This window comes from Vibrio sp. B1FIG11 (genome assembly GCF_905175335.1).
GTDB lineage: Bacteria > Pseudomonadota > Gammaproteobacteria > Enterobacterales > Vibrionaceae > Vibrio > Vibrio campbellii.
On the sequence record NZ_HG992751.1, the window covers coordinates 3099245 to 3120694 of the forward strand.

Genomic DNA, 21450 nt, shown 5'->3' on the forward strand with positions numbered 1-21450 from the left:
ACTTTGAAAGCCAAGTCTTCGGACTTGGCTTTTTTCTTATCTGCAATTCTAAAATCCCCCTCTACTTTCACTTCCCTCCTTTCCTTTACCATCAATCTCCTCTCGAAACTTCGTTATAAACTCAGACACCATTGATAAAAAACACTTATTTTACGCTAAAAATTTAATCTAAATCATAGTTTCAGCACGACCGCATAGGCGCTTGTATACAAGTTCAATATGATGAATTTATTATTACTCCCCCTAATAAGCTATGCATTGCATAGTACGTAACACGCCTTGTGAGCTAACTATGAAATTAAAAACTCAAGCCTATTTATTATCTGCAATCATATTGGTTGCCCTGCTTGCTCTAACCGCGACAGGTCTATGGACACTGCGCGTAGCAAGTAATCTTGATAACAAAGCTCGAGTTACTGAGCTATTTAGGAGTGCCTACAGCATTCTGACTGAAGTTGAACAAATGGCCGTGGAAGGCAAGATGCCAGAAGATGAAGCCAAAGCGCTGGCGACCCGCCTACTTCGTAACAATATCTACAAAGACAACGAATACGTTTATGTTGCAGACGAGAACATGATTTTCGTGGCGGCACCGCTTGATCCGCAACTGCACGGTACCAGTTTCCACGATTTCCGCGATGGTGATGGCAACAGTGTCGGCCAATTGATTTTGGATGTACTGGGCCGTAAGACAGGTCAAATCGTTGAATACACCTGGACACAGAAACAACCAGATGGAACGGTCGAAGAAAAGCACTCTATCGCAGAGAAAACACCACATTGGAACTGGGTGGTAGGCACTGGTATCGGGTTTAATGAAGTCAACGCTCGCTTCTGGTCAACGGCGCAATGGCAACTGGCACTGTGTTTAGCGATTGCAGGCGCGATTCTAGGCGGCCTAATTATCTCTATCCGTAAGATGCTTAATCTACTCGGCGGCGAGCCAAATGACGTACGTGAAGCGGTTCAAGCCGTTGCTCAGGGAGATATCCAAGCCAGCTTTGAACACACAGCCCCTAAAGACAGCATCTATGGCGCAGTGCAAGAGATGAGTCAATCTCTAGCTAAGATGGTAACGAACCTAGACGAATCAATGCACGCATTACGTTCAGAGCTATCAGCCGTAGAGTCTCGCTCTAATTCGATCGCTGATCTAACCATGTCTCAGCAGCAGTCGACGGCAATGATCGCAACAGCGATGACAGAAATGGCTTCTTCAGCTAACCATGTTGCAAGCTCGGCAAGTGACACTGCACATAACACCGATGAAGCAGACAAACAAAGCCAACACACGCAATCATTGATCCACAGTACGGTAGATAATATTCAAGGCTTGGCGACTCAGCTAAATACGGCCAGCAAAGCGGTTGCGGATCTTGACCAAGATGTAAACAGCATCGTGAAAGTTCTCGACGTAATCGGCGATATTGCTGAGCAAACTAACCTACTGGCGTTGAATGCCGCCATTGAAGCAGCTCGCGCAGGTGAACAAGGTCGAGGCTTTGCGGTAGTAGCAGATGAGGTGCGCAACCTAGCAGGGCGCACACAAGACAGCACAAAAGAGATTCAACAGATGATCTCTAACCTTCAAGAAGGTTCGCGCAATGCTATCCATACAATGGAAATCTGTGCCGAAACCAGTGAAAGCACGGTAACTGAGTCTATGAACGCCTCAGAAGCGCTACAACAAATAGTTACAGCTCTAGAGTCTATTACAGCCATGAGTCAACAAATTGCTACGGCTGCAGCGGAACAAACGCAAGTGAGTGATGACATTGCACACCGCATTAACCTGATTGAAGAAAGTGGTAGTCAGCTAAATGCAGTAGTAACAGAGAGTCAATCAAGCACGCAAACATTGGCATCTTTAGCGGATGAACTTGAAGGTTGGGTGAACAAGTTCTCAGTAAAGCACTAGTTTAAAGTCAATTGTTCAATAAAAAGCACGTTTTCAGACGTGCTTTTTTGTTTTTATCGCCTTTATTCTGAAGGTGAGCGCCCTATCATTATTAAAACAGCGCTTAAAACATGGCGCATTGCTGCTCAAAATGCATAAAAACAGCCCACTCCGAGCACAAATTCATCAAACGATATTTTATTTTAATTTTATTGTTGACCTGAAAGCCGAAAAGCCTTTTAATACACCTCGTCGCCCGGATAGCTCAGTCGGTAGAGCAGAGGATTGAAAATCCTCGTGTCGGTGGTTCGATTCCGCCTCCGGGCACCACAATTTAAAATTGTTGGTGTCTAACACGAACAATAGAAAGAATAACGGTACGCCGACTTAGCTCAGTAGGTAGAGCAACTGACTTGTAATCAGTAGGTCACCAGTTCGATTCCGGTAGTCGGCACCATTTATTCTTAAACAAGATAATTCCTCCTTAGCTCAGTTGGTAGAGCGACGGACTGTTAATCCGCAGGTCACTGGTTCAAGTCCAGTAGGAGGAGCCATCTTTCAGTTAGTAAGTCGATTACTTATTAACGAAAATGTGCCGACTTAGCTCAGTAGGTAGAGCAACTGACTTGTAATCAGTAGGTCACCAGTTCGATTCCGGTAGTCGGCACCACTTATTAAAATTTGTTCCTCCTTAGCTCAGTTGGTAGAGCGACGGACTGTTAATCCGCAGGTCACTGGTTCAAGTCCAGTAGGAGGAGCCATATTAGAAAAAGCCGCATCACTTGATGCGGCTTTTTTGCATCTAAAGAAAACTCGCAGCTCCCCTCTTCATCCAACTTTATCTCAATCAACAAAAAAGCCAGGTGATATACCTAGCTTTCTATTTTGTATCGTATCAGTGAGTAACCAGACAGAAGGCTAGCTCAACCCTCCAAGGCAGATGTACTTAGTCTCTAGATACTCATCCATACCTTGCTTCGCACCTTCACGACCAATGCCAGATTCTTTGATCCCACCAAATGGCGCTACTTCTGTAGAGATAATCCCTTCGTTTACCCCTACCATGCCGTATTCCAAACCTTCACTAAATTTGATGATGCGCTTCAAGCTATCGGTGTAGAAGTAGCAAGCTAAACCATATTCAGTGTCATTCGCCATCGAGAGCACTTGTTCATCGTCATCAAAACTAATGACTGGCAGAACCGGGCCAAACAGCTCTTGCTGCACGATCGCCATACTCTGTTCCACATTATCTAAGATAATAGGCTCCATAAAGCGCCCAGAGCGTTTTTGAGGCTGGTTAAGCATTGTTGCCCCTTCTTGTACTGCCTGATCAATCACTGCCTCTAGACGATGCTTAGAAGCCATCGTAATAACAGGACCAAGAGTTGTATTTTCCTCAAGGCCATTACCGACCGTCAGGCCCGCGGCTTTATCCAGAAGCTTAGCTAAGAACGCCTCTTTTACGCTCTGATGCACATACAAGCGGTTGGTACACACACAGGTTTGTCCGGCATTACGGAATTTAGAGGCTATTAAGCCATTCGCTGCTGCATCTAAATCTGCATCGTCAAAAACAATAAAAGGTGCGTTACCACCCAATTCCATAGAAGCGGCTTTAACCGTATCACTGGCCTGCTTCATTAAGATCTTACCGACACGTGTAGAACCAGTGAAAGAGATCTTCTTAATACGAGGATCGGTACTCAAAACGACACCAAACTCTGCAGCTTGTTCAGAAACAACAGTAGACAATAGAGCTTTAGGGATACCAGCCTGGTGAGCAAGCTCCACCACAGCCAGCGCAGTTAAAGGTGTTAATTCAGAAGGTTTAATGATCATCCCACACCCCGCAGCCAAAGCAGGCGCCGCTTTTCGAGTGATCATTGCAATAGGGAAATTCCAAGGTGTAATCGCAGCACACACACCGACAGGCTGCTTGATGGTAGAGAGGCGTCTATCTACCGCCGGAGCAGGAATTACCTCACCATAGGCACGCTTAGCCTCTTCTGCGAACCATTCAACAAAAGATGCGCCGTATGCGACTTCTCCACGGCTTTCGGTAAGGGGTTTGCCTTGTTCTAAGGTAATGATGTTCGCGATGTCTTCCGTATGCTCTACAAGCAATTGGAACCACTTTTTTAGGGAAGCGGAGCGTGCTTTAGCACTGAGTTTTGCCCACTCGACTTGAGCCGATTTACACGCTTCTATTTGCACATCTAACTCATCCAAAGAGCTAGGCTTTAAGCGAATCAGTTCTTGCTCAGTCGCAGGATTAATAACGGCAATCCCATCTTCAGAAGACAGGCTTTCGAATAAGACTCTTAGCGTTTCACTTTCTATCTGCTGCATCATTAGGTTGTACTCCCATAAGAACCTTTACTAGGTTAATCCTTCTGACAAATAAGAGTAAAGCAAACAAAGTTTTCTTCAGCGTAAATATGAGAAGTAATGACTAGGGCAGCTAACCCATAATAGAGGTAAGGGGACATAACCTAAGATCGTTATCATTTAAGAATATAACCATTGGGAGAGTCATAAGCTCGGTTTTATTAGATAAACCCTGTCTTTAACATAAGAAAGCAAATAGAGGGTATCTCAAACGTAACCAAATGACAGGTTAGATTCCCTAGTACGTGTGGAGAGACGAGGATACGTATGAGAACTTTATCTGAATGAATGATTGAGCTTGTAGGCTACAGACAAAGCCTTACTTTCCTATAAACGAAAATCATGTTCCCCAAAACGGTAAAGCTAGCACGAAGGCTGAATTTCTAGGTAAGTGTTGGTGTGGCCGGGGTTGCGCTCAATTGGACTCGCACACAAGCGGGACTCATTGGCCGTAGACCAAAATAATATCGCCAATACGAAAAGACCTCAGCATTTCTGCTGAGGTCTGGGATAAGTGGCTGACGGCCGGGGTTGCGGGCAACCGGGACTCATTCCCTGAAAGGGAAATTATTACGCTCAAAAACGACAAAACCCAGTCCGAAGACTGGGTTTCTAAATAAGTGGCGGAGCGGACGGGACTCGAACCCGCGACCCCCGGCGTGACAGGCCGGTATTCTAACCAACTGAACTACCGCTCCGCACTGGTTAGACCTAAAGTCTAAATTTAAAGCCTGGCGATGTTCTACTCTCACATGGGGAAGCCCCACACTACCATCGACGCTACTTCGTTTCACTTCTGAGTTCGGAATGGAAATCAGGTGGGTCCAAAGCGCTATGGTCGCCAAGCAAAATTCTTTACGTTTTGTTTTAAGCTTTAACTTAAAGCGTAAAACAAACAGTAAATGGTGCTGATACCCAGAATCGAACTGGGGACCTCATCCTTACCAAGGATGCGCTCTACCGACTGAGCCATATCAGCACATTATCTGTGTCCGTGAGGACTAAAAAAGCCCGCTTTTTCAAACGGGCTCTCTTAATTTTTGTCTTCACCTTCTTAAAAAGGCAAAAACTAAATTTAAAGCCTGGCGATGTCCTACTCTCACATGGGGAAGCCCCACACTACCATCGGCGCTAATTCGTTTCACTTCTGAGTTCGGAATGGAAGTCAGGTGGGTCCAAATCGCTATGGTCGCCAAGCAAATTCTTTAATTCGGAAAGCTGTTTCAGTTCTATTTACACATTCAATGTTCTTACATTGAGTCCATCAAAACCCCTTGGGTGTTGTATGGTTAAGCCTCACGGGCAATTAGTACAGGTTAGCTCAACGCCTCACAACGCTTACACACCCTGCCTATCAACGTTCTAGTCTCGAACAACCCTTTAGGATACTTAAAGTATCAGGGAAGACTCATCTCAGGGCTCGCTTCCCGCTTAGATGCTTTCAGCGGTTATCGATTCCGAACTTAGCTACCGGGCAATGCGTCTGGCGACACAACCCGAACACCAGAGGTTCGTCCACTCCGGTCCTCTCGTACTAGGAGCAGCCCCCTTCAATCTTCCAACGCCCACGGCAGATAGGGACCGAACTGTCTCACGACGTTCTAAACCCAGCTCGCGTACCACTTTAAATGGCGAACAGCCATACCCTTGGGACCGACTTCAGCCCCAGGATGTGATGAGCCGACATCGAGGTGCCAAACACCGCCGTCGATATGAACTCTTGGGCGGTATCAGCCTGTTATCCCCGGAGTACCTTTTATCCGTTGAGCGATGGCCCTTCCATTCAGAACCACCGGATCACTATGACCTGCTTTCGCACCTGCTCGAATTGTCATTCTCGCAGTCAAGCGGGCTTATGCCATTGCACTAACCTCACGATGTCCAACCGTGATTAGCCCACCTTCGTGCTCCTCCGTTACGCTTTGGGAGGAGACCGCCCCAGTCAAACTACCCACCAGGCACTGTCCGCAACCCCGATGAGGGGTCAACGTTAGAACATCAACACTACAAGGGTGGTATTTCAAGGACGGCTCCACTAATACTGGCGTACTAGTTTCAAAGCCTCCCACCTATCCTACACATGTAGGGTCAATGTTCAGTGCCAAGCTGTAGTAAAGGTTCACGGGGTCTTTCCGTCTAGCCGCGGGTACACTGCATCTTCACAGCGATTTCAATTTCACTGAGTCTCGGGTGGAGACAGCGTGGCCATCATTACGCCATTCGTGCAGGTCGGAACTTACCCGACAAGGAATTTCGCTACCTTAGGACCGTTATAGTTACGGCCGCCGTTTACCGGGGCTTCGATCAAGAGCTTCGACCGAAGTCTAACCCCATCAATTAACCTTCCGGCACCGGGCAGGCGTCACACCGTATACGTCATCTTACGATTTTGCACAGTGCTGTGTTTTTAATAAACAGTTGCAGCCACCTGGTATCTGCGACTCTCAATAGCTCCATCCGCAAGGGACTTCACCGTCGAGAGCGTACCTTCTCCCGAAGTTACGGTACCATTTTGCCTAGTTCCTTCACCCGAGTTCTCTCAAGCGCCTTGGTATTCTCTACCCGACCACCTGTGTCGGTTTGGGGTACGATTCCTTACAATCTGAAGCTTAGAGGCTTTTCCTGGAAGCATGGCATCAATGACTTCACTACCGTAGTAGCTCGACGTCGTGTCTCAGCCTTAAGAAGAGCCGGATTTACCTAACTCTTCAGCCTACGCACTTGAACCTGGACAACCGTCGCCAGGCCCACCTAGCCTTCTCCGTCCCCCCATCGCAATTGTAAGAAGTACGGGAATATTAACCCGTTTCCCATCGACTACGCCTTTCGGCCTCGCCTTAGGGGTCGACTTACCCTGCCCCGATTAACGTTGGACAGGAACCCTTGGTCTTCCGGCGAGGAGGTTTTTCACCCCCTTTATCGTTACTCATGTCAGCATTCGCACTTCTGATACGTCCAGCATGCGTTACCACACACCTTCAACCGCTTACAGAACGCTCCCCTACCCAATGCACAAAGTGCATTGCCGCAGCTTCGGTTTACTACTTAGCCCCGTTACATCTTCCGCGCAGGCCGACTCGACCAGTGAGCTATTACGCTTTCTTTAAATGATGGCTGCTTCTAAGCCAACATCCTGGCTGTCTGAGCCTTCCCACATCGTTTCCCACTTAGTAGTAATTTGGGACCTTAGCTGGCGGTCTGGGTTGTTTCCCTCTCCACGACGGACGTTAGCACCCGCCGTGTGTCTCCCGGATAGTACTTACTGGTATTCGGAGTTTGCAAAGGGTTGGTAAGTCGGGATGACCCCCTAGCCTTAACAGTGCTCTACCCCCAGTAGTATTCGTCCGAGGCGCTACCTAAATAGCTTTCGGGGAGAACCAGCTATCTCCAGGTTTGATTGGCCTTTCACCCCTAGCCACAAGTCATCCGCTAATTTTTCAACATTAGTCGGTTCGGTCCTCCAGTTGATGTTACTCAACCTTCAACCTGCCCATGGCTAGATCACCTGGTTTCGGGTCTATATCCAGAGACTGAACGCCCAGTTAAGACTCGGTTTCCCTACGGCTCCCCTAGATGGTTAACCTTGCCACTGAATATAAGTCGCTGACCCATTATACAAAAGGTACGCAGTCACACCACGAAGGTGCTCCTACTGCTTGTACGTACACGGTTTCAGGTTCTATTTCACTCCCCTCACAGGGGTTCTTTTCGCCTTTCCCTCACGGTACTGGTTCACTATCGGTCAGTCAGTAGTATTTAGCCTTGGAGGATGGTCCCCCCATATTCAGACAGGATATCACGTGTCCCGCCCTACTCGATTTCACTTTATATGCGTTGCCGGTTACGGGGCTATCACCCTGTATCGCACAACTTTCCAGAAGTTTCACCTGACGCATAAAAAGCTTAAGGGCTAGTCCAATTTCGCTCGCCGCTACTTTCGGAATCTCGGTTGATTTCTTTTCCTCGGGGTACTTAGATGTTTCAGTTCCCCCGGTTCGCCTCGCTACGCTATGTATTCACGCAGCGATACTTACTTATGTAAGTGGGTTTCCCCATTCGGAAATCCCAGACTCAAATGGTTTTTACTACCTAATCTGGGCTTATCGCAAGTTAATACGTCCTTCATCGCCTCTGACTGCCAAGGCATCCACCGTGTACGCTTAGTCACTTAACCATACAACCCGAAGGAGTTTCGAGTTGATAATCAAATCACCAAAGTTGTCTGCAATTTTTATACATGATGCAGACTCGATTTTGCCGGACTCAAATTCCAAGAACACTTGAATGTGTTGTATTGGTGTTTGTCATAAAGACAAACATTGAGAACTTTACAATCAACAATAAATTGTTGATTTGTCAGCTTTCCAAATTGTTAAAGAGCTAGATTTCTTAATGAAACCATTTTTAAAAGCACTCTGCTTTCTATAGCAAAGAAAGTGCGCTTAAAGATGGTGGAGCTAAGCAGGATCGAACTGCTGACCTCCTGCGTGCAAGGCAGGCGCTCTCCCAGCTGAGCTATAGCCCCATCAAGGTGTCGATACTGTATGCCAATTCCTTGGGAAGGGAATTGGTGGGTCTGAGTGGACTCGAACCACCGACCTCTCGCTTATCAGGCGAACGCTCTAACCACCTGAGCTACAGACCCAGTATCGTCTCTTTCGTATAAACCGTATCAATCTGTGTGGACACTCATCGTGACTCATTTGTCTTCACTTTTTAAAAGTGAAAGCAAACTATCCGTATCGTATAAGGAGGTGATCCAGCGCCAGGTTCCCCTAGCGCTACCTTGTTACGACTTCACCCCAGTCATGAACCACAAAGTGGTAAGCGTCCTCCCGAAGGTTAAACTACCTACTTCTTTTGCAGCCCACTCCCATGGTGTGACGGGCGGTGTGTACAAGGCCCGGGAACGTATTCACCGTGGCATTCTGATCCACGATTACTAGCGATTCCGACTTCACGGAGTCGAGTTGCAGACTCCGATCCGGACTACGACGCACTTTTTGGGATTCGCTCACTCTCGCAAGTTGGCCGCCCTCTGTATGCGCCATTGTAGCACGTGTGTAGCCCTACTCGTAAGGGCCATGATGACTTGACGTCGTCCCCACCTTCCTCCGGTTTATCACCGGCAGTCTCCCTGGAGTTCCCGACATTACTCGCTGGCAAACAAGGATAAGGGTTGCGCTCGTTGCGGGACTTAACCCAACATTTCACAACACGAGCTGACGACAGCCATGCAGCACCTGTCTCAGAGTTCCCGAAGGCACCAATCCATCTCTGGAAAGTTCTCTGGATGTCAAGAGTAGGTAAGGTTCTTCGCGTTGCATCGAATTAAACCACATGCTCCACCGCTTGTGCGGGCCCCCGTCAATTCATTTGAGTTTTAATCTTGCGACCGTACTCCCCAGGCGGTCTACTTAACGCGTTAGCTCCGAAAGCCACGGCTCAAGGCCACAACCTCCAAGTAGACATCGTTTACGGCGTGGACTACCAGGGTATCTAATCCTGTTTGCTCCCCACGCTTTCGCATCTGAGTGTCAGTATCTGTCCAGGGGGCCGCCTTCGCCACCGGTATTCCTTCAGATCTCTACGCATTTCACCGCTACACCTGAAATTCTACCCCCCTCTACAGTACTCTAGTCTGCCAGTTTCAAATGCAATTCCGAGGTTGAGCCCCGGGCTTTCACATCTGACTTAACAAACCACCTGCATGCGCTTTACGCCCAGTAATTCCGATTAACGCTCGCACCCTCCGTATTACCGCGGCTGCTGGCACGGAGTTAGCCGGTGCTTCTTCTGTCGCTAACGTCAAATAATGCAGCTATTAACTACACTACCTTCCTCACGACTGAAAGTGCTTTACAACCCGAAGGCCTTCTTCACACACGCGGCATGGCTGCATCAGGCTTGCGCCCATTGTGCAATATTCCCCACTGCTGCCTCCCGTAGGAGTCTGGACCGTGTCTCAGTTCCAGTGTGGCTGATCATCCTCTCAGACCAGCTAGGGATCGTCGCCTTGGTGAGCCCTTACCTCACCAACTAGCTAATCCCACCTAGGCATATCCTGACGCGAGAGGCCCGAAGGTCCCCCTCTTTGGCCCGTAGGCATTATGCGGTATTAGCCATCGTTTCCAATGGTTATCCCCCACATCAGGGCAATTTCCTAGGCATTACTCACCCGTCCGCCGCTCGACGCCGTTATCGTTCCCCGAAGGTTCAGATAACTCGTTTCCGCTCGACTTGCATGTGTTAGGCCTGCCGCCAGCGTTCAATCTGAGCCATGATCAAACTCTTCAATTTAAGATTTTTTCGGCTCAATGAATACTGAACATTCCGTTCGCTAATAAATAGCAAAAGTAATGTTTGAATTGACTGTGCTGAATCTTTCGATTCAATGGTCACTTCGTATCATTGAAACCTAATTTGAAACCGAAGCTTCTAATTGGATTATCATCAACGAGTGCCCACACAGATTGATAGGTCTATATTTTTAAAGAGCTTGCTTATCAAGAAGTTTTTCTCTCAAAGCGGAGGTGCATTCTAGCGAGATAATTGAGAGTGTCAAACACTTTTTTCAACTAATTTTTCGTAGAAGCTTTTCACCTCTCCGACTCTGCTGAAGCCTTATGGCGTCTGCCGTGTCGATGGATGCGCATTATAGGGAGAAGATTTTCTTTGGCAATACTAAAAATGCATTTTTTCTAAAAAAACATGCCAAATGGATACTTTCCATCCAACCTTAAAATTACCCAGAAATAACACTCAGGATCTCTACAATTTACCCACAAAAAGCTGTGGATAACTACTCATCACTATCGAAGAAGTAAGAAATGCGTGAACGCGGATTGAGGTACTCTTTGATTTTTTCCGGTAATTTAGATGGATGAATCGCATTAACTATCTTTATATCCTTTGATGCAAGGTCGATAATTGGCGCTTGAGTTCTGGGAACCGCTGGATCGTAGACCAGTACATTCGGAAACAATAGATGAGATGCATTCACTGAGATAACCAAACCCACCATATTATTAGAAAGCTGAACCACAGTCCCTGGAGGGAACACCCCCATAAACTTAATTAAGATATTAAGGTTCTCTTCTTTATATAGGTGTTTGCAGTTCTTATATAAGTGGGAAAGTGCCGTATATGGGATTTTTTGCTCAGCAGCAACCGGGGTATGGCACAGATTATCAAAAGCGTTAGCTACAATAATCACTTGTGCAAGTTCATCAATCTCATCTCCTTTTAGGCCTTCAGGGTAACCTGAGCCATCACGAAGCTCGTGATGCTGTACTATTACCGTCTTTGCACTTTCTGGAAAGCCTTCAATCTGATTAGCCATATCTAAGCCATACTTGGTGTGCAGCTTTAGATAGTTGCTTTCAGGTTCACTGAGGGGAATTTGCTTCCTTAATATGGCTGTTGGAATTTTGATTTTGCCCATATCATGGAACAAAGCCGCAAAAGAAAGCGCTTTGAGTTGCTCTGCAGAGTAACCCTTCGCTCGCCCAATCATCATCGCAATAACAGCAACGTTGAGAGAATGGAAATAGATATCTTCAAATTCATTCTTTCCGTTCATCAAATGAAGAGTCACATTGTCATCACACATTAACTTCTCAACGATATCGTCGATGAGTTGCTTCGCTTCCCCTACTGCATCAGCAGGACGGTTGCGAATCTTGGTCATAACTGAACGCATGCGAGCAAGCGAGCGTTCGAATTCTTTTTCACATTGGATGACGCGACGACGATAAGCACTCAGCTTTTCAATTCGCTTTTGTTTTTCTTGCCATAGTTTTTGCGCTTCAAGATCTAACGCATGGTCTTGCTTTACTTCTGCTTGAGGTTGATTCGCCGGTAAAGGGGATGCATCGCTTTGATCAGGATTAAAATATACGAACTTCACGCCAAGATGACGGATCATCTCCACTTGTTCTTGGTCTTTAATTTTGAAGCTGTTGAGTAGAAACGGGTGATCGTTCCACTTTAGCGGAAGACGGATATGTAACCCGGGCTGAATACGATCCACTGTAAGTTTAATTGCTGCCACTGTTCCACTGCTGATAAGACTTTGATGATAAGCATCTAATACTAGTAGATTTTGTAAATGAATTCATCAATAAGGGGAGTGAATAAAGCAGCTCTGTGCATGCCATCAACAAACTTGCACAGAGTGGAGTTAGAAATAGAGTTAGAAAAGAGTGCGGTCTGCTTTACGAAGTTTTAGTTCCGCTTCAAATACTGGCTTGGTATGTAATTGCTGGTCTTTAATTAAACCCATTAACGTTTGTACAGCGACTCTTGCCATATCACTGATAGGAAAATGAACAGCTGATACCGTAGGGTAGAGACTTTCACATAGATCCACACTATCGAAACTTACTAATGAGATTTGCTCTGGTACTGATATGCGTTTTTCATGCAAGAACTGCATTGCTCCGACCGTCATCTCTTCACTACATGAAAACACAGCCGTCACTTCAGGATGTCGGTGATAAATAGCGGCCATTGCGTCGTAGCCACTTTGACGTCCGTAATTGCCTTCTTCACACCAGCTCTCGTCTATATCAATACCAGCAGTTTTCATCGCATCAACATAGCCGAGCTTTCTCAATAAACTGTTATGACGTTGAGAGGGGCCTGTGATACAGGCAATATTTTTATGACCACCAGCGATTAAGTGCTCGACAGCAATTCGACTAGCATGATGATGATTGAAGGTAACGCAGCGCTCCTCAATACCTTCGACATAACGATCGAGCAACACAAATGGCGTTGGCAGCTTTGCAAGTTCTCGCAAGTCATCATCAGATAGGTAACGACTGTGAAGCACGTAGCCATCGCAACGTAGGTCATTAAAGCGTTGGATAGCTTCTCGTTCCCCTTTAGCAGAATGGTGGCCTTGCGCAGTAATCAGAAATTTCTTATGCATGTCCAATTCGGTCTGCACTTGTTCCATCATCTCACCAAAGAATCCACCCGTGTAGTAAGTAACCAAGAGGCCGACCATGTTACTAGATGAAGTCGCCAGTGAACGAGCAATAGCGCTTGGGCGATAGTTAAGCTCCGCCATAGCAGCTTCAACTTTCTTTCTCGTCTCATCGCGGAACTTGCCTTCCCCATTAATAATGCGAGACACGGTGGAACGGTTTACTCCCGCAAGTTCGGCTACATCTTTTATCCTTGCCATAATACAACTAGATCCAACTACTTATGTTTTATTCGTGGTGATAATACAAAAAAGTGGCTGCCAGCAAATCGTAAGGTGTATAGGGGTCGATGCTGACAGCCTTAATCATACACTGACGATTTTACATGAAGAAATGAGAGCCGAGTAATCCGTGACTGTCATACCATGCTGAGCAAATTCTTGTTTCAGTATTGGAGAAGTCAGCACTTGAAGTTCCAGCTCTCTTTGCAAGGCATAGCTACTTTTCAATAATAAGGATTGATCCGCCTCAGCCGGATGACACATCACTTCAACCACATCATATTTAGCTTTCAAGCTCAACAAATGCTTCATGATGCCATCCAAACTAACTCCTTGATCATAAAAATCATCGGTAAAGTAGTACTTCACCTTACTCTCTGTATGGCACAAGCCGCTGCCGCGCAAAGGCACTTTATATTTCTGAGCAACTTTGCGAATCACAGGAAGCAACTGTGGGTGTGTATGCGCATGGTGATGGCTATCTAAATGACTCAGAGGCAATCCCAATTTTAGAAATGCCTCGACTTGAGCGATTGCCTCTTGGTAAACCACCTCTTCTTCGAAATCTTGTTTCTTCCATAGCTCATCGTAACTAACAAACTGCGTTTGACCATTGGTAAGATTCAGGTGCCCTGTTACCGGGGCACCTGCAGTAAAACGCAAATGCACGCCAATCTTTAAGTTCGGATTTTGCTTTGCTAATTCCACGGCATGTTCTTCAGCATCCATCCCCACCATCATAGTGGTTGAACGAACCACTCCTTGTTGATGGGCTTTAACAATGCCTTTATTCACACCGGGAGTTAAACCAAAATCATCGGCATTAAAAATTACTTTCATTGGCGTGTCTCCTCGCTCTATAACGTTGTTAATTTGAATTGAGGTAGATAAGGGGCGTTCACTGCTAAGATCTCATCCAATATGGACTTGGCTCGACCAATATCTGGAACAAGTGGGTTATTGGTTAACGCCATTAGTGCTTTGTCGTAGCTTCCTTCAACTGCTGCTTCGATAGCGAGTTGCTCATAAGCTTTAACTTGATGAAGTAAGCCTTTGATATTGCTTGATAGCTCACCAACCGCAAGTGGCTTCGCTCCCCAACTTCCAATTACAGCACTACACTCGATCACGGCATCATCAGGTAAGCCATTGATAGCCCCATTGTTTAACACGTTCACTACGTGGATACTGTTACGGTTGTTATAAATTGAGTCGACGAGGTTTAATGACGCATCTGAGTAATAGGCACCGCCTCGCTCTTCCAACTCTTTTGGTTTGTGGTCTAAATTCGGGTCTTGATACAGCTTAAATAGCGCACTCTCTGTCGCCATAACTTGCTCTGCTCGCGTGCCTTGCTCACCTGCACTCTGCTTTTCTTCTGCTAACATCGCATCGGTTTGATAGAAGTAACGATGATACGGGCAAGGAATGGCTCCAAGCGCTTTAAGAAATGCCGGATCCCACGGTTCTTCCCAGATATTCTTCATACTGAAGTTAGCGCCATCCCCAACTTTCTCCAGTACGGTTTGAGTAATGTCTTTGCCTTTAAGCCACGCTTTCAATACCCAAACAAGATGATTTAAACCTGCAAACTCAAGTTGAAGCTCTTTCGGCTCGCAATCCATCATTTCAGCAATCATCATTTCCATAGACACCGGAACGTTACACAAACCAATGCTCTTTACGTTGGTGTATTTACTGACCGCTTCTGATACCAAACCTGCTGGGTTAGTAAAGTTGAGCATCCACGCATTAGGCGCTAGCTCTTCAATGTCTTTACAAATATCAAGAATAACCGGAATAGTACGCAGCGCTTTGGCAAAGCCACCCGGCCCTGTTGTTTCCTGACCTATAACGTCATATTTAATCGGAATGCGCTCATCATTCGCTCGCGCAGCCAAGCCACCAACGCGGAACTGAGTCATAACAAAATCAGCGTCTTTAATCGCATCTCGGCGATCAAAGCTCGCTTTGATTTCAATATCCGCCCCTGCCTTGTCGACCATTCGTTGTGCTAAGCCTTTAATGATCTCCAATTTCTCTGCGCCAGACTCAATATCCACAAAGTGCATTTGCTTTACAGGCAAGAACTCCAAGCGTTTTATTACGCCCTCAACAAGCTCTGGAGTATAACTACTACCACCACCAATAATGGCGAGTTTGATTGCATTTCTTGGCATAGCGACGTCCTTATTTTTCTGCTAACTGCTTATTCAACGCGACAATTTCCACTGCCATTTCTTGCGCTAAGATGGTCGTCATCAAATGATCTTGAGCGTGTACCATCACCAAGGTCATTGGCACTTTGCCTTCACCCTGATCTTCTTCAATTAGTTGGGTTTGAATCAGGTGGGCTTTGTTGATGCACTCTCTTGCTTGAGAAAGCTTTTCCTCTGCGGCTGAAAAATCCTTCTCTCTCGATAAACGCAATGCCTCATAGCTCAAACTTCTGGCTTCACCTGCATTACAGATAATTTCCATTACGACTAATTCTTGTTCCATCTTTTCTCTCCAGAAACATGGGCTGCCATGTGACAGCCCAATTACTATTAAGCAGTCACGCCTTCGCCAGATGGCTGTTCAGCATCCTTACTTTCTTTGCTAGTAGGTAACTCTTGTTCCATCACCTGCTTCTCAAACATCTTGAAGAACGGCAGATAAATAAAGAGGTCAAGAATCAGTAGGCCAATCACCAACAGCACTGGTGAGAACGTCCAACCACTACCCCATGAAGCACCAATCAATGCAGGCGTTGTCCAAGGTGTAGTCGCAACCCCCATGCCCACAAAGCCAAGCTGTACTGCAAAGTAAGCAATAGTTGCGTTAACGATTGGCGCAAATACAAAGGGAATAAACAGGATTGGGTTCATTACTACTGGGCTACCAAAAATCACAGGTTCATTGATTTGGAAGAAACCCGGCACAGCACTCATTCGGCCGATACTCTTAAGGTGCGCGGAACGGCTAAATGACATCAGCATCACTAGCGCAAGTGTTGCGCCCGAACCACCAATAAAGATATAGAAATCCCAGAATGGTTGAGTGAATACGTTTGGAATTGGTTGGCCCGCAACAAACGCATCAATGTTAGCGCTGATGTTGGTAAGGAAGATTGGCGATAGAAGACCCACCACAATCGCCGCACCGTGAATACCAGCAAACCAAAGTAGCTGACACACCAGCAATGCACCAATGATTGCAGGTAAGGTATTCGATGCACTGATCAGTGGCTTGAACATTGCCATAACCGCATCAGGGATCAGCATGTCATATTGAGTTTGAACAAAAATACTCAGCGGATACAAGGTTAGGAATATAGCGAGTACTGGCAAAAGGACCTCGAAAGAACGAGCGATTGCAGGTGGTACTTGCTCTGGCATGCGGATCGTAATGTTGTGCTTTTTCATAAAGCGGTAGAGCTCAACCGCAAAGAAGGCACACATTACCGCGGTAAAGATTCCGGTACCACCCATGTGCTTCATAGCTAGTGCGCCATCTTTAGCTGGAGCAGCAACCAAAAGGAAGCTCATCAGTGATAATACCGCGCTGGTGATCCCATCCATTTTGTACGCTTTGGCTAAGCTATAGGCAACCCCAAGCGAGACAAATATAGTCATGATCCCCATCGACATATTAAAGGGCATCATAATGGTATCGAAATGTGTGGTGGCGAAGTCTAACCAGACTCGCCCGAGTGTAAACGTAGTGTCTTCAGCAAATGGTGGGAAAGCAAAAATTAAGATAAAACTACCAACAATAATAAACGGCATTGCCACAATAAATCCGTCTCTCATTGCTCTAACATGGGGTTGATTTCCCACTTTTGCCGCAATCGGGGCTATATGCTTTTCGACTATTCCTATAATCGCATCATAAAGCTTCATAGAGTCCATCCTTATTTTTTGACAAAAGAATCCCGCACCAAATATTTATATTTAGTGGATATTCTTCTTTCTATTTAAAGTTATTGAATTAGTTAATCAGTTCTAATGCTTGTTGTAATACTTCTTCCCCTTTCATCATTCCATAAGCTTGTGGAGAAATAGCATCAATATTTTTGCCGTGCTCTTGTGCGGTTTTACGCAGTTCTTCTAGTTGGAATCGTACCTGAGGACCAAGCAAACACACATCGTACTCTTTGATCGCTTCATCAAATGCGTTTACCGATAACGCATCAATCTTGCACTCAAGCCCTTGCTTTTCAGCAGCTTGCTCCATTTTCTTTACAAGCATACTGGTCGACATACCAGCACTACAGCATAAAAGAATTTTTTTTCATAGCCTTACTCCCGTTGTGTAAATTTCAATCTACAAAAACTGTAGCAAAAATAACCAACGCAAAAAAGCGCAACCGGTTGCATTGTTCGTGAACCAAATCCCATTTTGGAAAATACAGCCTATTTTTTATTAATTAATTAGGTCTAGGATAAAAGCCAACAAAATAACAAAAATCATTAATTACATTTATAACTATCAATATTTCACTACTGACAATGTCATAATTAATTTCAAAAAAGGAATAGAAAATGAAATTAACAAAACTGGCTATGGTTACACTTTTAGGCTCTGCGCTATCTCAATTCTCTTATGCCCAAGAAGCACCCAAAGGCACCATTTATTTGACCTTTGATGACGGCCCGATTAATGCATCTATCGACGTTATTAATGTGCTTAATCAACAAGGAGTTAAAGGTACTTTCTACTTTAACGCTTGGCACTTGGACGGCATTGGAGATGAGAATGAGGATCGTGCTTTAGAAGCACTTAAACTTGCTCTAGACACTGGGCATATCGTTGCTAACCATAGTTACGCCCACATGATCCATAACTGTGTCGAAGAATTTGGCCCAAACAGCGGTGCTGAGTGTAATGCAACCGGCGATCATCAAATCAACTCTTACCAAGATCCTGTTTATGATGCGGGGACGTTTGCCGAGAACTTAGCTGTATTGGAAAGATACTTGCCGAATATAAACAGTTATCCAAACTATCGCGGTGAAGAGTTTGCACGATTGCCTTACACCAATGGTTGGCGTGTAACAAAGAACTTCAAAGCGGATGGCTTGTGCGCAACTTCTGACGATCTAAAGCCTTGGGAACCAGGCTATGTGTGTGACACAGATAATCCATCAAACAGTGTAAAAGCTTCCATTGAAGTACAGAATATTCTTGCGAATAAAGGCTATCAAACTCATGGGTGGGATCTCGACTGGGCACCGGAGAACTGGGGCATTGCAATGCCAGCAAATAGTTTGACGGAAGCAGAACCTTTCCTAGGCTATGTCGACGCCGCTCTTAACAGTTGTGCGCCAACAACGATCAATCCTATCAACTCCAAAGCGCAGGAATTCCCTTGTGGTACTCCGCTACACGCAGACAAAGTTATCGTGTTAACACATGAGTTCTTATTCGAAGATGGCAAACGCGGCATGGGAGCAACCAAAAACTTACCGAAGCTGGCTAAGTTTATCCAAATCGCAAAAGAAGCAGGATACATTTTCGATACCATGGATAACTACACACCAGTTTGGCAAGTTGGCCAGGCATACGTTGCTGGTGATTACGTAACGCATTCAGGTACTGTTTATAAAGCGGTTACAACGCACGTCGCACAACAGGATTGGGCACCGTCTTCAACATCTAGCCTTTGGACAAATGCCGATCCTGCAACTAACTGGACACTAAACGTTGCTTATGAAGCTGGTGATGTCGTGACTTACCAAGGTCTCCGCTACCTAGTCAACGTACCACACGTATCGCAAGCGGATTGGACTCCAAGCACTCAGAACACCTTGTTCACAGCTCTATAGGCTGTTCCTACTATCACCATGTAGTAGTTTGCGCGAGGCATACCCCTCGCGCTTTTTTTATTTTGAGAAATCATAACGTCGAGGATCTGCCTTAAACATATGATATCGGTAGGCTGAGTTGATTGGACAAGCACTCCTGCCGCCACCGCGAAGGCAACGCTAACTAACATTCTTCTACTATTTTCAAGCGCCCAAAACGACGAGACGAAAAGCCGCTATAAAAGCGACCTTTCTATGTATGGTACCGGAGGATGACTTGACTGGGCAGGCACTCCTGCCGCCACGCTAGATTTGAATTCACAAACCTCAGATACAACAAAGCCCCGACTTTCGTCGAGGCTCTGTCTTGGAATATGGTACCGGTGGGCGGACTTGAACCGCCACGCCCGAAGGCAACGGATTTTGAATCCGTCGTGTATACCAATTTCACCACACCGGCATCTCTAGGCTATCGCCCTTTGATGGTTGGCATTATACGGAAGCTTTTGACCTACGCAAGCAGAAAAACCTTTAATAACTATCGTTTGCTGATAATTTCGCCACAAAGTGTGACAAAGAAGATCTCATCTTAGCTCAGTCTGCCATATAACTTGGTAAATCAGCGATAAAAGACCATGAATGCACCATGAATCTTTTCGGTCACTTTCGGATTCAAAATCTCGTTGCTTCGGGCGTGAGGTTCAAGCTTCCGGTGATGATGGAGCTAAACGTTTTGAGATAGCTATGACCATTCATTAGGAAGTAACAACTGATAATCACTCCCATAACTTCAAACCATCAGCTTTACCTTCCAGTTCCTTTAAGTTTTCCTTCCATGCTTTGATTTCACTCTCCGTGGTAGCCACTTTCATTTCGAGCTCAGCTTTTAAGCGTCCTTTATTTATAAGCTCCCTCTCCTTACCTACTAGAGTTTTTAATGGCTGTATAGCTGCTCTAAATGCAGGGGCGATATCCTTCTCATAGACAGCTTCAACGTCAGTAGTAGCGTAATGTAAGAAAGATTCTTTATCAAAGAACTGTATGAACTCTTCCGCTGCAATTAGTATACCTTCGACAGCTTTAAGGGCTTCTTTCTCACGGATTGTAATCAAATCAATTTGTTCAGTTCTTGTAGTCAAAAGTTTATGGGCATCTTCCAAGCTTTGTTTGTAAGTTAGAGCATTTTGTAGAGATTCCTCCAATCCAGAAATACTAGAGGCAGCGTTAATATTTTCTATCTCAAGAGCATTAATCTTCTTAGTCATTTTAGACTCTTGGTCATTCTTATCCATCGTCACCTGATGGATTTCTTGACGCAACTTTTCAAGCTCATCACTTAACATTGATTGAGTTTTATTACTCGAATTCAACTGACTCTGTAGGGAATCTCTATGTTCACTTATGTTGGTGAGTTCTGTGTTCAATTTTGTCCTTTCTTCATCCCAGCTATCAAGCTCTCGACTTAGTAACTCTGACCAGTATTCAGTTTTCGATTTAGCTTTTGCCCTACTGGAATTGATCTGGCTTTCATAGATAAACTGTTCGGCTTCGTGCTTTTTCTTGATACGTTTCGAGTCGATAAAAGTAAACTTTGCCCCATCAATGTAGTGCTGTACTAAGGGAACACCAAACATATAAAGCAAAGTGAAAAGAACGGGGTAGACAATCATCATCAAAGGAGGGCTTGATAGAACTGTGGGCTGTAGCTCCCAAAAGGTAGCATCTCGCTCCAAAAGTAATAGCTTTTGCTCCGAACTACTAAACCAAAACGTTAGAACGATACTATGATTAACAGCAAACCATGACAGAATAAACGATCCAAGAATTGGAAGCTTCAACCGATTTACAGCCTCTTGAGATAAGGCAGACATTAGCTCTTTCATTTCAGTCCTTAAAAAACAAGAAAGTATATATCGTGAAAAATTTTACCACTTAATTTTGAAAATACAGTGAGCAAGCAAAGGTTCAGCGCTTCATTCTAACCGAATCACACACGCCACCATAATGAAACATTTATTAGCCCCTTCACCCACCTTAACCCAACATTAAGATCAGCAGTCCAGTGATGGTTTGTTCAATATAATAAAGAAACTTTTCACACTGGATAATTCCACACAACTGAGTAGAAAAATATATTTACCAATGTTGTTCACTTCTAC

Annotated in this window: 11 protein-coding genes, 10 tRNA genes and 4 rRNA genes; 7 read left to right on the top strand and 18 right to left on the bottom strand. The window is 45.3% G+C overall.

Annotation, left to right across the window (positions count from 1 at the left end; translation table 11 throughout):
* Window positions 1–292: 292 nt before the first annotated feature.
* The 6 genes from KHO06_RS14370 (at window position 293) to KHO06_RS14395 (ending at window position 2658) form a co-directional block, all read left to right on the top strand.
* On the top strand, window positions 293–1918 hold the full coding sequence (locus KHO06_RS14370) for a methyl-accepting chemotaxis protein (RefSeq protein WP_212581785.1): 1626 nt from the start codon (window positions 293–295) through the stop codon (window positions 1916–1918).
* A 233-nt stretch (window positions 1919–2151) separates the two neighbouring features.
* Window positions 2152–2227, top strand: a tRNA-Phe gene (locus KHO06_RS14375).
* 51 nt (window positions 2228–2278) lie between these two features.
* A tRNA-Thr gene (locus KHO06_RS14380) sits at window positions 2279–2354 on the top strand.
* Between the two features lie 21 nt (window positions 2355–2375).
* Window positions 2376–2451, top strand: a tRNA-Asn gene (locus KHO06_RS14385).
* Window positions 2452–2491: 40 nt separating this feature from the next.
* A tRNA-Thr gene (locus tag KHO06_RS14390) sits at window positions 2492–2567 on the top strand.
* 15 nt (window positions 2568–2582) lie between these two features.
* Window positions 2583–2658 (top strand) — tRNA-Asn (locus tag KHO06_RS14395).
* Between the two features lie 157 nt (window positions 2659–2815).
* Here the strand turns inward: KHO06_RS14395 and KHO06_RS14400 are convergent.
* From KHO06_RS14400 to KHO06_RS14475, 16 genes are all read right to left on the bottom strand, one after another.
* Window positions 2816–4252 (bottom strand): NAD-dependent succinate-semialdehyde dehydrogenase, encoded by a 1437-nt coding sequence (locus tag KHO06_RS14400; RefSeq protein WP_212581786.1) that lies wholly within the window; start codon window positions 4250–4252, stop codon window positions 2816–2818.
* 657 nt (window positions 4253–4909) lie between these two features.
* Window positions 4910–4986 (bottom strand) — tRNA-Asp (locus KHO06_RS14405).
* A 31-nt stretch (window positions 4987–5017) separates the two neighbouring features.
* Window positions 5018–5134: ribosomal RNA gene (gene rrf / locus KHO06_RS14410) — 5S ribosomal RNA — on the bottom strand.
* A 57-nt stretch (window positions 5135–5191) separates the two neighbouring features.
* Window positions 5192–5267 (bottom strand) — tRNA-Thr (locus KHO06_RS14415).
* A 101-nt stretch (window positions 5268–5368) separates the two neighbouring features.
* Window positions 5369–5485 (bottom strand): 5S ribosomal RNA (gene rrf / locus KHO06_RS14420).
* Between the two features lie 88 nt (window positions 5486–5573).
* Window positions 5574–8462 (bottom strand): 23S ribosomal RNA (locus tag KHO06_RS14425).
* A gap of 275 nt (window positions 8463–8737) precedes the next feature.
* Window positions 8738–8813: transfer RNA gene (locus KHO06_RS14430), tRNA-Ala, on the bottom strand.
* Between the two features lie 43 nt (window positions 8814–8856).
* Window positions 8857–8933: transfer RNA gene (locus KHO06_RS14435), tRNA-Ile, on the bottom strand.
* 102 nt (window positions 8934–9035) lie between these two features.
* Window positions 9036–10588, bottom strand: a 16S ribosomal RNA gene (locus tag KHO06_RS14440).
* Together the 16S, 23S and 5S rRNA genes with 4 tRNA genes alongside form the textbook arrangement of a ribosomal RNA operon.
* Before the next feature lie 502 nt (window positions 10589–11090).
* Window positions 11091–12341, bottom strand: coding sequence for an HD-GYP domain-containing protein (locus tag KHO06_RS14445; RefSeq protein ID WP_212581787.1), 1251 nt, complete (start codon window positions 12339–12341; stop codon window positions 11091–11093).
* A 141-nt stretch (window positions 12342–12482) separates the two neighbouring features.
* A complete protein-coding gene (locus tag KHO06_RS14450; protein ID WP_212581788.1) occupies window positions 12483–13481 on the bottom strand; it encodes a LacI family DNA-binding transcriptional regulator in 999 nt (332 codons plus the stop codon).
* A gap of 105 nt (window positions 13482–13586) precedes the next feature.
* Window positions 13587–14342 carry a chitin disaccharide deacetylase gene (gene chbG, locus KHO06_RS14455; RefSeq protein WP_212581789.1) on the bottom strand — a complete coding sequence of 252 codons (756 nt, stop codon included), beginning with the start codon at window positions 14340–14342 and terminating at the stop codon, window positions 13587–13589.
* A gap of 17 nt (window positions 14343–14359) precedes the next feature.
* Complete coding sequence (locus tag KHO06_RS14460) at window positions 14360–15682, bottom strand: 6-phospho-beta-glucosidase (RefSeq protein ID WP_005432872.1); 1323 nt, start codon at window positions 15680–15682, stop codon at window positions 14360–14362.
* 10 nt (window positions 15683–15692) lie between these two features.
* Window positions 15693–16004, bottom strand: coding sequence for a PTS lactose/cellobiose transporter subunit IIA (locus tag KHO06_RS14465; protein WP_005432874.1), 312 nt, complete (start codon window positions 16002–16004; stop codon window positions 15693–15695).
* A gap of 47 nt (window positions 16005–16051) precedes the next feature.
* A complete protein-coding gene (locus KHO06_RS14470; protein ID WP_010450374.1) occupies window positions 16052–17386 on the bottom strand; it encodes a PTS sugar transporter subunit IIC in 1335 nt (444 codons plus the stop codon).
* An 88-nt stretch (window positions 17387–17474) separates the two neighbouring features.
* The gene (locus KHO06_RS14475; protein WP_258104083.1) at window positions 17475–17771 is read right to left on the bottom strand and encodes a PTS sugar transporter subunit IIB; all 297 of its coding nucleotides are present in this window, start codon (window positions 17769–17771) and stop codon (window positions 17475–17477) included.
* 257 nt (window positions 17772–18028) lie between these two features.
* On the opposite strand from KHO06_RS14475, the gene cod reads away from it, so the two are divergent.
* On the top strand, window positions 18029–19312 hold the full coding sequence (gene cod, locus KHO06_RS14480; RefSeq protein WP_212581790.1) for a chitin oligosaccharide deacetylase: 1284 nt from the start codon (window positions 18029–18031) through the stop codon (window positions 19310–19312).
* A gap of 354 nt (window positions 19313–19666) precedes the next feature.
* Here the strand turns inward: cod and KHO06_RS14485 are convergent.
* Window positions 19667–19751: transfer RNA gene (locus tag KHO06_RS14485), tRNA-Leu, on the bottom strand.
* A 316-nt stretch (window positions 19752–20067) separates the two neighbouring features.
* Entirely contained in the window at window positions 20068–21174 is a 1107-nt protein-coding gene (locus KHO06_RS14490; protein WP_212581791.1) for a hypothetical protein, read from the bottom strand.
* Between the last annotated feature and the right edge of the window lie 276 nt (window positions 21175–21450).